This is a genomic window from Chryseobacterium sp. KMC2 (genome assembly GCF_016756935.1).
GTDB classification, from domain to species: Bacteria; Bacteroidota; Bacteroidia; order Flavobacteriales; family Weeksellaceae; genus Chryseobacterium; species Chryseobacterium rhizosphaerae.
Window position 1 is genome coordinate 97,639 of the sequence record NZ_JAESIT010000003.1, and the last position, 13,288, is coordinate 110,926.

Sequence of the window (13,288 nt, forward strand, 5' to 3'; positions counted from 1 at the left end):
TGATTTTTTTAAAACAAAATTGAAGGGGGATTAAAAACAAAATGAGAGCAGTTCTGTTGGAAGGTGCTCTTTGTTTTTTACGTAAAAGATAAAAATAGTAAAAGTTTATTCATAAGTGGATATTTTGTGTAGCAAATATAAAAAATTATTAACGTTAAATTAAAGATTTTGAGATATATTTAAAGAAAGTGATGGTTTGTTAGGTGAAGAAATAATATTGTTATTGATCCAATATTTATGAAAATAAAAAAACAAACCCAGAATAGAATTCCTATCCTGAGTTTGAAATATGTTTGTTAGGTTGATCACTAAGTAATCAGTGTATTATTCTCTGTTTTTTACCATAATCCATCCTGTGAATTTGAAAGGAGTATTCTTTTTATCATTTTCACTCCAGGTTACAGAATACCAGTATGTTCCTGTTGGAATTTTCTTACCGGCAATAGTTCCGTCCCATTTGTATCCGTTAGATTTGTCTCCCTGATGGATTTTAGTTCCGTATCTATCGAAGATATTCAATATAAGATTCTGTTTATCTGCCATTGCAGAATAATCTACTACATCATTTACCCCATCTCCGTTTGGAGTAATAACGTTAATAAGATTAGGAACAACCACAGAAATTTCAATAGGATCACAGTCATAAGCATCTTTTACATATACTTTGTGATTTCCTCTTGAGATATTGGTGAATGTATTGGATTCCTGCCAGTTGATGTTATCCATAGAATATTTGTAAGCAGGAGTTCCTCCTATAACATTGATGCTTACAGTGCTGTTGGAAATATCAATACTCGTTACTACCGGCTGTTCCGAAGGATATACTTTTACAGTTTGTAAAGCAATACAGTCTCCGGTTTTCAGTTTTACCCAGTAAGTACCTACTCCTACATTAGAAATGGACTGAGTAGTTGCTCCTGTGCTCCATTCATAGCTTTTAAATCCAGGTCCCGCATCTAGCGTTGTTGTATCTTCCATACAGATGATCTTGTCTGCTAAAATATCAGATTTTACAGGAGGAAGTACCGTCAGAGTTACTTTCGCAATAGAGTAGCAGCCTCGGTTGTCAGATACTCTTACATAGATTACGCCATTAGGAGCAATATAGTCTGTAAAGTTTAATATTTCATTTGTCTGATCTATGGCATCAGTGAGTGACGGGAAATATTTTTTTATAGCACCTGGCTGATTGGTTACTAATGCATTGTTAAGGTTGAATGACCCTGTAGAAGGATTTGTTTCAATAAAACATGTTCTAATCTCCGCATCATTTACAACTACTACGGCGTAAAGATTAAGATTAATTTGTGCTACGTCCGAACATCCCTGTGGGGTAGTTACCGACACAAATACTACATTCGTTGAAGATAAATAAGCATAAGGGTTTGTGATTTCATTGGTTCCTGCATTAAGGTCGGCCATGGTAGGATAATACTTTTTTATCGCTGTACCTGCCGGGTCATCAAAGACATTGGCTGTGGTAAGGTCAAAAGTTGCGGTACCTACACCATTATTGTTACACATGGTTAGTGTGGCATCGGTAGCAGTAATATTTCCCTGCTTGAATTTAAACTTACCAATTTGCCTACATGAATTTATCGGGTTATTCGGATCGGTAGGATCTTCATAGTGAATACTGTAATAATAGACAGTTGTAGTGTTTACAGTTTGAGGAGTTAAAATTGGATTGTTTCCTGCAAGGGCATCATTTTGACTGGTGTGGTAAGTCACAAAAAAGTTAGCATTACCATTAACAATTCCAGCAGTTAAAGTACTAAAGTCAAAAACAGCCGGATCAGTACAGATAACTACCTCATTAGGCTCCGTTGGATTGGCATTAGGAACTCCTGGTGTGATGAATGGGAAAGGTGTAAGTGCCGGATCGTTGAATGGAGAAGCTAAAGACGCTGTACCTCCCCATGTTAATGAGAATCCAGTGATGTTAAAGCTATAGTTGTTTACGAGTAGATAGTAAGTTTCTCCCGGTAAAACATCCATATATTTTGCCCAGCCATCAGCATTGGAACCGGGCTGTCCAAAATAATCATAAGGATCAGTTGAGGTCATATTCAGACCTGTAGCTCCAGTTCCACCTGGTGTTGAACATCTGATTGTATTTCCTTTGTTGGCACATGTTATATTAGGTCCCCATACATACCAGTCGTAGTCAGATCCGGTAGCCGGTGTGATTGCAAAAGTTAAAGTCCCTGCAGTGGCTACGGTAAACTTATACCATACAGAATATCTTTCTTGATAAGTACCGCAGTTTGATTCAGGTAATTCCTGGATTCCCGGTCCATCAGGAATGTAGGATATGTCAGAGTTTCCGCAAACAGAAAGTGCTGTGATACAATCCTGTTGTGCAGAGACGGCCTGAGTAATAAATAATATTAGAATCAGTAGATATTTTTTCATTTTGATCAGTTTAAAATTTTCAATCCTTATCTATTGTTTAGGTTTAAATTAGCTTTTTTCCCCAACCGGTTGTATGTCGGAAGTGGTCAATTGTTCATCTGAGTGCTTGGAGGGAAGTGAGTTTTGAGGTCTGTTTATTTCTATGTTGTCCTGCTTGAATTCAGTTGATATAACGCATTTTCTAAATGGAGGATTGAAATTAAAGACCGGTCAAAAGATATTGTTTTATCGATTTGTGAATCAGTGTTTTGTGGGGTTTTATCTGTGGCAGTGTGGCCCCGTGCTCCAAAACTTGCTATTAAAAAGCATAAAATTAGTAAAGGTTTATTCATAAGGGGATATTTTACCAGCAAATATAGAAAATAATTAATGTTAAATTAAAGATTTTGAGATATTTTTAAAGAAAACGGAATTTGATATGCAATATTGTATTTGTTGTTTTTTTTGATGCTGCTCATCGTCCGTATACGATCTAAAATGCTTTCTTTTAGAAATCATAAAGAGAGTGTTTGTCCTGTATTTCCTGGCTTTTATTTTTAAAATTATATGGCACTTATTTGTCTTATGGTCATTTTAGCTTAATTTTAATGTATCCCTACCTATTCAATTAATAGTTGAAACATTTGAAAAAACTTTCAATATTCTCAGGTTCTGAAGGGAAAGGGCTTGTTTCTACAGAGGCTGTATTGATTAATCGCTTGACTAAAACAACAGTAGGTATTTTATAAATCATACATTCAATTATTATATTCTAATAAAGCTAAAATACTTATTAATTATTTAACAATCAGTGTTTTAGCTAATTATTTATGTTGTTGTTGAAATAAATGCATTTATTTGTGCGTATTCATTAGTTTAAAGAAAATTTTACTAACAAAAACACAAAGTTGTTGGCAAGAGAATAAGAAATCAGATAAGCTTTTGTCCCGGATTATTATTTTTTTGGCAGAAGATAAACTAGTATTGCATTTTTCTCAGTTTGGGATTAGTACTTCCTACAAGAAGGGCAATTAAAACGGTCATGGTTCCTCCAAATACTACAGAACGTACTACTCCTAAAACTTTGGCCATTACCCCACTTTCAAATTGTCCCATTTCGTTACTGGACATGATGAATATTGAATTGACGCTTAAAACACGTCCGCGAATATGATCCGGGGTTTTTAGCTGGACAATGGTTCCTCTAATCACTACAGAAATTCCATCCAGCATTCCACTCATCACCAGGAACATAAATGATACCCAATAAAGTTTGGATAATCCGAACCCAATAATACAGAGCCCAAATCCTGTAACAGCTACCAGAAGAATTTTCCCCTGGTTTTTTCGTAAAGGAACAAGAGCCAAAATAGTAATGATACACATTGATCCTATATCCGAAGCCGCATTCAGCAATCCGAAACCTTCCGCTCCCGAATCCAGAATGTCTGTAGCAAATACGGGAATCATAGCAACCGCACCACCGAAAAGTACTGCAAACATATCAAGGCATAAGGCACCTAAAATTTCTTTGGTTTTAAAAATATAAGAAATTCCCTCACGCATGCTTTCCACCACATTTACTGAGTCCTTTTTATTTTCAGAATATTGTTTGTTCAGTTGCCAGAAAAATAAAGAAGCAATGAAAATTAAAGATAAAATAACGACTAATGTCCACTTTACTCCTACATACCCGATAAGAACACCTCCTATGGCATGGCCACAGACAGAAGAGATCAGAAATGTTGCCTGATTCAAGGTAACAGCATTCGGAAGGTTTTCTTTTTTTACAATCCTGGGAATCATAGATGGAACGATAGGGCCAATAAAAGCCCTTGCTATCCCTGTAAAGAAGATAACACCATAAATGAAATATGTGATCTGATGGCCTGTGAAGTGCATTTCTACATTAAGAAATGCAGGAATAAGAAGAAGCCCGATCAGGAAAATATAAGCATAATTGCAAATCAGAAGAAGACGCTTTTTTTCATTCATGTCGATAACATGGCCGGCATACAAGGCACAGCTCACCGCAGGAATAACCTCCGACAGCCCAATAAGGCCTATTGAAAATGGATCTTTAGTCAGCTGGTACACCCACCAACCTAATAAGGTGGCAAGCATTCTGAATGCTAAAACAATGAAAAATCGTCCTGTAAGGAGATTTCTGAATTCGATATTTTTTAAGGTTTGTAACGGAGTAAAGGAAATCATGGACAAAAATAGCCTTAAAAATTTATTTAAGGCTATTCATATGTTGATTTTTAAAAGATAAATTAAATATATCTTGAAAGATAAAATCTATTTTAGTCGGCTCTTGTAGCACTAAGTACGATGGCAGCAACTCCGGCTGCTCCTATGATTGTTGCTCCGGTAGCAATTCTTGCTTTTGATCTGTCCTTTACGGCAGCTACCTTAGCTTTAGGAATAATTACTTCTGTACTGTCTTTTTTGCCGGCTGTTCCTACCAGATTTTCACCCACAATATTTCTGAACAGGATTTTTTGTTTTGGAGAGCCATCTCTCATTTGAACAACGTACATTTTTCCTGCCTGAAGATTAGAATAGTTGTTTTTGGAAATATCTTCGCTGTATTTTGTGGTAGCACAAGATGAAATGACAAATAAAGAGGTTAATAAAGACGATTTTAACAGTACAGATGCTTTCATTATTTTCTTTTAGTTTTTCAAATTTATAATTTTTTTCGAATATACGTTTTTGGAATTGAAAAAATATCTTTAAAGTTTGTAAATTTCTAATAAATCTGCAATATTTCTGTCATTTGCCAATCTTGGAGTTTTGTTTTGTCCTCCCAATTTTCCCTGAGATTTAGCATATTCATGGAATGCATTTTTTCCAAGCCTTGTAATGAATAGCTTTTGTAAAATATTTCCTGAAATCAGGTCATCATAATAGCTGTTTCTATTTCTTAGCTGAAGGTCAAGTTCATTTCTGAATAATTCCAGATCATCAGGAGCTTTTTCAAATTCAATAAGCCACTCATGGTAGGGAAGACCCTCTTCAGGATTGACCTGTGGGGCAAGATGAAATTCTGTAATCTGTGCAGGAAACTTTTCTAATGTGGCTTTCATGGCTTCTTCCACTTCAAAAGCAATCACATGTTCACCAAAAGCAGAAGTAAAATGTTTGGTCCTTCCGCTTACCAGAACTCTGTAAGGTTTTTTATCAATAAATCTTACAACATCACCAATAGAATATGCCCACAGACCGGAATTGGTAGTCAGGATCAGGGCATAATCCTTATGAAGTTCAACTTCCTGTAATGTGAGCCTTCGTGCATTAGGCTTGCCATATTCTTCAAGAGGAATAAATTCATAGAAAATTCCATGATTGGTCAGCAGTAATAATCCTTCTTTAGTATAATCATCCTGGAAAGCAAAAAAGCCTTCGGAAGCTGGAAAGGTTTGGATAATATCTACTTTATCTCCTAGGAGGTCTTCCATTTTATCACGGTAAGGCTCATAATTGACTCCTCCGGTAACAATAAGCTGAAGGTTAGGGAATAGTTGTTTGATCTTTTTCCCATGCTTCTCGGTCAATTTTTCAAAATACATAATCAGCCATGGCGGAATTCCTGAGATCAGAGTCATGTTTTCACGCTCGGTTTCTTTGATGATTTGATTTACTTTGGCTTCCCAGTCTTCCATAATATTGGTTTCCCAGCTGGGTAGGCGGTTCTTTTGAAGGTAGCTTGGAATATGATGGGCCACAATACCGGATAATCTCCCCGTTTTTATGCCAAAGACTTCTTCCAGCTCGGGACTTCCCTGTAGAAAGATCATTTTTCCGTTTACGAAGTCCGCATTATTTTTTTGAGCAATATAATGGAAAAGGGCACTCTGAGCTCCAGCAATCTGGAATGGCATTCCTTCTTTAGAAATAGGAATGTATTTAGATCCGGAAGTTGTTCCGGAGGTTTTCGCAAAATATTCCGGAGTGTCTGTCCAGAGGATATTGGCCTGTCCTTTTTTTACTCTTTCAATATAGGGTTTTAGGTCTTCATAATCTGCAAGAGGGACTCTATCCTGAAAATCTTTTACAGAACGAATGTTTTCAAAATCATGCTCCCGTCCAAAAAGTGTTTTTTGAGCAGTATGTATAAGAGAAAGTAATAGATCTTCCTGGTTTTTCTCCGCATTTTTTTTGAATTCCCCTGCTTTTTGAACATGTTTTTTTGCCCAAATAAGCGCTGCATTTTTCTTGAAGAAGTTTAACATGCTCCAAATTTATAAATTAAGTAGAGAATCTGGAACAATTTTTACAAAGCATGACATAAAAAAGCCGATAAAACTTGTTCATCGGCATTTCGAAATTTGATTATGAAAATAACAACTATATATGTTAATGTTGTGCTTATTTGTTTACTTTATATCTTTTGTCCGGAGTTCCGTCTTTTTTTAGATGCTTATTGTCTTTGTATCTTTTATCCGGAGTCCCGTCTTTTTTCATTTTAGCAGCAGGCTGAGCAGGTTTTACTTCAGCAGGTTTTGCTGTTTTTATTTCAGCGGGTTTTGCAGCTTTTACTTCAACGGGTTTAGTCGCTTTTACTGTTTTTACCGTTTGGTGAGCTGTGGTACTTGTAGCGGGAGCTGTCTGCTGGGCAGTAGCAAGTCCTAGTCCTAGGATCAGTGACATTGCTGAGAATATTTTTTTCATAGAAATACTGTTTGTTTTTGTTACTTAAAGGTATGCAAAAAGCGGGCTGAAAATTTTTGGTTTTTTAAACTTAACTAAAGTTTATTACAGCTTAAAAAAAAATTAAAACAATTCTAACCCATAATAAAACCTGTTTTCATTGAAAACAGGTTTTTGTAATATAATTTATAGTATGAAATGTTTATCGGGTACAATTAGCGGTCCAGGTCTTACCATCTTTAAGGTATAGAATTTTTAATTCATTATTGTCAATTCTTATATATGATGTTCCTGTAGAGCCAATCATGACAAGGGTGTGGTCTCCTTTCTGTTCAAACTCGATTCCGTTGAGATCGGGAATGCCACTTGAGAAGGAGAAATTATACTTGGTGCCGCTGGCGATCTTGGTTACAAATACACTTCCGTTATCAGTACTGATATTGGTAGACCCTCCGTCGTTATAAGAGATCTTCCCTTTATAGGTTCCTGCAAAGAAGTCGTTATTCGTAGGATCATCATCACTGCTGCACGACGAAAACGATAATGCTGTAAAAACAAACAGCATGAAAACTCCTAAAATTTTAATTGCTTTTTTCATAATATTATTCTTTAGTGTTTGGTTATAAGGTAAAATCCCAAACATTATGCCACGGAAATTTTTTTGATTTTTTTTAACGAGTAATTAAATAAATTAGTAAAAAATTAAGATTTATAAAGTCTAATAGCCTCATTTTAAATTAGAACATCTATTGGTTTTTATATTGAAGAAAAATTTATTCTTATCTTTGTATAGCTCAAAACGGTTTCGGAAAACTCCCGAAATCGCTTTTGTCGTTTTATATTACTACTATTTATGCAGTTAAAATCCGTCAATGAAAAGTTTCTTCCCGATCTTTTACAAAAGGAATTTGGGAAAGAAATCTTTATCCAGTTAGAAAATGACCAGCATATTGCCGTGAAAGGGAGTGCAGGATCTTCGGTGTCTGTTTTTGTTGCAGAACTTTTTTTGGTTCAAAAGAAAAGTATTCTTTATCTGGTAGATGATAAAGAAGATGCTTTGTATGCGAATGCAGAGATGGAAGATCTTTTGGGAAAAGAAAAGGTGCTGTATTTTCCGGCCACCCATCTTGAGCCTTATCAGGTGGAGAAAACGCAAAATGCCAATTTGGTATTGAGAACGGAAGTTTTAAATAAACTCAACTCAGGAAGGTCTTCAAAAGTAATTGTAGCCTACGCAGGAGCCTTATCTGAAAAGGTGTTAAAGAAAGAAGATTTTAAAGCAATTTCACATCATATAAAAGTAGGAGATCAGCTGGATTTTGATTTTATTGATGAGCTGCTTAATCATTATCATTTTCAACAGACTGACTTTGTTTCGGAGCCTGGAGAGTTTTCTGTGAGAGGGGGAATTGTAGATGTGTTTTCTTATTCTTATGAAAAGCCATACAGAATCACCTTCTTTGGAAATGAAGTGGAAAGTATTAAAACCTTCGATATAGAAACCCAGCTTTCTCTGGATAAAGTAAAAGAACTTCAGTTGGTTTCCAATATGAATTTTTCTGTAACAGGAAGTAGAGTGTCATTATTACAGCTCTTACCAAAGGACAGTTTTATTGTTTCCAGAAATGGGATGGTGGGGATGCAGAAGATTAAAACATTCTACGAGAAGGCATTAGAGAAATATGATACTTTAAATAAGGATATTGCCCATAGGGCTCCTCAGGAGCTTTTCATTTCAGATCAGGAGTTTCTTTTTGATTATAAAAAATTTAAAACTGTTGATTTTGGTGGCATAACCATAGAAGGGCTGAAAGATATTTCCGAAATTAAAATAGAACAGCTCCCGCAGCCGTCCTTCCATAAAAACTTTGAACTGCTGATTGAAGATCTTGAAGAAAAACAAAGCGAAGGTTTTGATACATGGATATCTTTTTCAACAGAAAAACAAAAGGAAAGACTGGAATCTATTTTTGAAGAACTGGAGCATGAACTTCCATTTAAAAGCTTTAAATCTGAACTTCATGAAGGATTTGTAGATAATGGACATAAGCTTCTGGTGTATACAGATCACCAGATTTTTGACCGTTACCAGAGGTATAAGGCCAAAAATACATTTGCCAAGTCTGAACAACTTACTCTGAAAGACCTGATGTCTTTAAAGATTGGTGATTATATCGCTCATATCGATCATGGAATCGGGAAGTTTATGGGGTTGGTAAAGGTGAACAATGACGGTAAGATTCAGGAATGTTTTAAGCTGACTTATAAAAACGGAGATCTTCTGTATGTCAGCATTCACTCACTGCATAAGATTTCAAAATTTAATGGTCCTGACGGAAAGGAAGTGGTCCTGAGTAAACTGGGTTCTCCTGCCTGGAAATCTTTAAAACAGAAAACAAAGGCAAAAGTAAAACAGATTGCTTTTGACCTTATACAATTATATGCCCAAAGAAAAACGGCTAAAGGTTTTGCTTATACTCCGGATTCTTACCTGCAGAATGAGCTGGAAGCAAGTTTTATCTATGAAGATACTCCGGATCAGGAAAAAGCAACATTTGATGTGAAGAAAGATATGGAGGCTGATACGGTTATGGACAGGCTGGTATGTGGTGATGTAGGTTTTGGAAAAACTGAAGTGGCCATCCGTGCAGCATTCAAAGCGGCCACAGATGGAAAACAGGTCGCTATATTGGTGCCCACAACTATTTTGGCATTTCAGCATTATAGAAGTTTTAAAGAAAGACTGAAGGATTTCCCTGTAAATGTTGGCTATGTCAACCGTTTCAGAACTGCCAAGCAGAAATCGGAGACTTTAGATGCTTTAAAAAATGGAAAAGTAGATATTATTATAGGAACTCATCAATTGGTAAGTGCTTCAGTAAAATTCAAAGATTTAGGATTACTGATCATTGATGAAGAACATAAGTTTGGTGTTTCAGTAAAAGATAAGCTGAAAACATTGAAAAGTAATGTTGATACCCTTACTTTGACAGCTACTCCTATTCCAAGAACACTGCAGTTTTCTTTAATGGCTGCCAGAGATTTGTCGGTCATTAAAACCCCTCCGCCCAACAGGCAGCCAGTTGATACTCAGCTGATCGGGTTTAATGAAGAAACTCTTCGTGATGCTGTTTCCTATGAGCTTCAGAGAGACGGGCAAGTATATTTCATCAATAACAGGATTGAAAACCTTAAAGATATTGCAGGGCTTATCCAGCGATTGGTTCCCGATGCCAGAGTTATTACCGGACATGGACAGATGGAAGGTAAACAGCTGGAAAAAAATGTATTGGACTTTATGGAAGGGAAATACGATGTGCTGGTTTCTACAACAATTGTGGAAAGTGGAGTGGATGTTCCGAATGCCAATACTATTTTTATTAATGATGCACAAAGATTCGGAATGGCAGATCTTCACCAGATGAGAGGAAGGGTGGGGCGAAGTAACAGAAAAGCATTTTGTTACCTGATTACACCACCTTATGATATGATCACTTCTGATGCCAGAAAACGTCTGGAAGCTATTGAACAGTTTTCTGATCTGGGAAGTGGTTTTCAGATTGCCATGAAGGATCTTGAAATTCGTGGAGCCGGAGATTTATTGGGTGCGGAACAGAGCGGATTCATCAATGAGATGGGATTTGAAACCTATCAGAAATTAATGCAGGAAGCTCTTGAAGAGCTTAAAGATGATGCAGACTTTGAAAACCTGTTTGAAAATGAAGAGGACAGACAGAAGCTGTTCAAGTCTGTAAAGGATGTCAATATCGACACAGATCTTGAACTTATGCTGCCGGATTCTTATATTTCCAATACGGAAGAAAGGCTGTTATTGTATCAGAAAATTGCTGAAATAACCAATGAACAGGATCTCCATAAATTTGAACTTGAATTAATAGACCGTTTTGGAGCTCTTCCAAAAGAAGCGGTAAACCTTTTGAAAAGTGTTGCGTTAAAATGGCTGGCTGCAGATATAGGCTTTGAAAAGATCGTAATGAAAAACGGTGTGTTTTTAGGATATTTCCCGGGTAATCCCCAGGATAAATTTTACCAGACAGACAGATTCAGACATATCATTAATTATTTAACCCGAAACCCTGCTGAAGCTCAGCTTAAAGAAAAATCAGGAAAAGAAGGTAATCAGCTCATGATGAGAAAGGAAAGAGTGAAAAATGTTGATGAGGTTAATCTGTTACTAAAAGCGATTATCGAACATCAGTAAGATCCGGTTTTCGAAATGATAAAGCTTCTCAGGGAGCTGAAAAAACATATAGAAACTTAAGTTTTTATATGTTTTTTTGTGATTGTTGTCAGCTTTCTGATTAAAAATATTCATTAATTAGAGAGTTAAAGCAGTTTTAGGGAATATAATATCACTTTTTAATGATAAAAATAAATCCGCAAGCCTCGTTGTAGAAGGAGGTTGTGGAGCAGCGTGTTCTAGAATAAACAGATAAAGTATGCTTGTGTAGTAATAATTCTACTTTTATGTGCGAATAATTCTATGGTGTAATGTGTTTATTTCTATGGTGTTAGGGATGTATGGTGGAGGTTTTTGTAGTTCTTAATTTGTACCTTTGCAGTCCTTAATTATGAAAAAAACTATTTATTTCGTTGCTGGATTTCTTTCATTCTATGCCAACGCACAGGTGGGAATCGGGACACCTAAACCAAAGTCAACTCTCGATGTGAATGGAAAAACTACTTTAAGAAGAGAACTTAGAGTAGGAGGAAGCTCCACTCAGGCAGGTGATGCCGGATTGAACGGGCAGATTTTAGTTTCTCAGGGAGAGGGTAAATCTCCTGTTTGGAAGTCGTTGAATGTTTCCTTTATGGAAGAGGGACAATACAAATTGATCAATTCGTATTTGTCGTCAGATCAGGTGGGTATCACCACCCTTACCAATGGTGTTGCAGGAGATAATATTTTTAAAAATAGTGTAGGAGACAATATCACTGATGGTACTAAAGGTAAATGGGTAAAGATTTCAGGTCTTGAAAATAATTTTACCATAAAAAATGGTAGAAACAGATTAACCTATCAGTTCCAGACAGGAGTTGAAATGAAATCGCCAACAGCTACTGTGATCAATGATGTGAGATTTACGTGTGGGGTATTCAGAAATGGAAAGCTTGTAGCTGTCCGTCCTGACAGAATAGAATCTAATAATAATTCTGAAAAAGGAGGTATCCAGGACTATATTTTTACCCTTAATTATACTGAGCAAAATGTACCTGTAGGTGCTCATAAAATTGAAATTGCATGCAGAAAAATTGATGCTTCCAGTACTTCATCACAATTTACGATAGGACGAAATGTACAGGATTCCAATGGAGTATCTAATGCATTTACACTGGAGTCTACGATGAAAATGGATGTAATTGAATTTGTAAGCTATAAAAACTAACAATTGATGAAAAAAATAATATTGACTTTACTTCTTCCGGCAGGATTATTATTGTCTGCTCAGGTGGGAATTAATACAGACTCTCCAAAAGCAAAACTTGATGTAAATGGAGACCTTAATTTAAGAGATAAAATTGCGGTGTATGACTCTTCTGATAACTCTTTATCTCAGGGAAATAATGATCAGTTACTTGTATCACAGGGGGAAGGATATCCTCCAATCTGGAAAACCCTTCGTATTCCTGAATATGAACCGAACAAATTTTATCTGATTTTTAATAATTCATTTTCCGATAAACTGGGAACGAGGTTTAGTTATAGTGAACAGTCTAATATAACAACTTCCAGAGGCAGTGTTTTTAATAAAGGTACACAATATGGTACTTTGAGTAACTTCAAGAAAATTGCAGGGCTTTCACAGGATATCAACGTATACAGTACAGTCAGCAAAGCTTATTTTCAATTTGAAACGGTAGTACAGGCTAATTTTGATGCAAATGGGGCTACCGATACTTCGATAGACTACGCTTGTGGAATCTTTGTGGATGATAAATTAGTGAATCTGAGACAGAGAAATCTGAAAGCTATTGCTTCTCTACAGCCTTTCCTTACCCATACCCAGATCGGAATTGTTGAAAACCTTACAAAAGGAACTCATACCGTAAGTGTAGGATGTGCAAGACTGGCATCTTATGGGAATGCATCAGGTAAAACACTTACGATCGGAATCAATGCAGCATCTAATATCAACAGCTTTATTGCACAGTCTTCTCTGAAAGTAGATGTATATGAGGTTCCTGAGGTGTTTAACCCGATTATAAACTAAATCAA

9 protein-coding genes are annotated in these 13,288 nt (G+C 36.1%); 3 read left to right on the forward strand and 6 right to left on the reverse strand.

Going from position 1 to position 13,288, the window contains the following annotated elements:
* Window positions 1-324: 324 nt before the first annotated feature.
* The 6 genes from JML65_RS04550 to JML65_RS04575 all read right to left on the reverse strand — a co-directional run bounded on the left by JML65_RS04550 (window position 325) and on the right by JML65_RS04575 (window position 7,648).
* Window positions 325-2,415, reverse strand: a complete 2,091-nt coding sequence (locus tag JML65_RS04550; RefSeq protein WP_202270041.1) for a T9SS type B sorting domain-containing protein — start codon at window positions 2,413-2,415, stop codon at window positions 325-327.
* 957 nt (window positions 2,416-3,372) lie between these two features.
* The gene (locus JML65_RS04555) at window positions 3,373-4,608 is read right to left on the reverse strand and encodes an MFS transporter (RefSeq protein ID WP_202270042.1); all 1,236 of its coding nucleotides are present in this window, start codon (window positions 4,606-4,608) and stop codon (window positions 3,373-3,375) included.
* 92 nt (window positions 4,609-4,700) lie between these two features.
* The gene (locus JML65_RS04560) at window positions 4,701-5,063 is read right to left on the reverse strand and encodes a hypothetical protein (RefSeq protein WP_084086493.1); all 363 of its coding nucleotides are present in this window, start codon (window positions 5,061-5,063) and stop codon (window positions 4,701-4,703) included.
* A 69-nt stretch (window positions 5,064-5,132) separates the two neighbouring features.
* Window positions 5,133-6,632, reverse strand: a complete 1,500-nt coding sequence (locus tag JML65_RS04565) for a GH3 auxin-responsive promoter family protein (protein ID WP_202270043.1) — start codon at window positions 6,630-6,632, stop codon at window positions 5,133-5,135.
* Window positions 6,633-6,768: 136 nt separating this feature from the next.
* On the reverse strand, window positions 6,769-7,071 hold the full coding sequence (locus JML65_RS04570) for a hypothetical protein (RefSeq protein ID WP_202270044.1): 303 nt from the start codon (window positions 7,069-7,071) through the stop codon (window positions 6,769-6,771).
* A 181-nt stretch (window positions 7,072-7,252) separates the two neighbouring features.
* On the reverse strand, window positions 7,253-7,648 hold the full coding sequence (locus JML65_RS04575; RefSeq protein WP_047484875.1) for a hypothetical protein: 396 nt from the start codon (window positions 7,646-7,648) through the stop codon (window positions 7,253-7,255).
* Between the two features lie 255 nt (window positions 7,649-7,903).
* Here JML65_RS04575 and mfd point away from each other — a divergent pair, with 255 nt between their 5' ends.
* From mfd to JML65_RS04590, 3 genes are all read left to right on the forward strand, one after another.
* Window positions 7,904-11,272 (forward strand): transcription-repair coupling factor, encoded by a 3,369-nt coding sequence (gene mfd / locus JML65_RS04580; protein WP_047484877.1) that lies wholly within the window; start codon window positions 7,904-7,906, stop codon window positions 11,270-11,272.
* A gap of 370 nt (window positions 11,273-11,642) precedes the next feature.
* Window positions 11,643-12,458: a hypothetical protein gene (locus JML65_RS04585; RefSeq protein ID WP_084086495.1), complete on the forward strand. Its 816-nt coding sequence runs from the start codon at window positions 11,643-11,645 to the stop codon at window positions 12,456-12,458.
* 6 nt (window positions 12,459-12,464) lie between these two features.
* Window positions 12,465-13,283, forward strand: coding sequence for a hypothetical protein (locus JML65_RS04590; RefSeq protein WP_237390784.1), 819 nt, complete (start codon window positions 12,465-12,467; stop codon window positions 13,281-13,283).
* The last annotated feature ends 5 nt before the right edge of the window (window positions 13,284-13,288 follow it).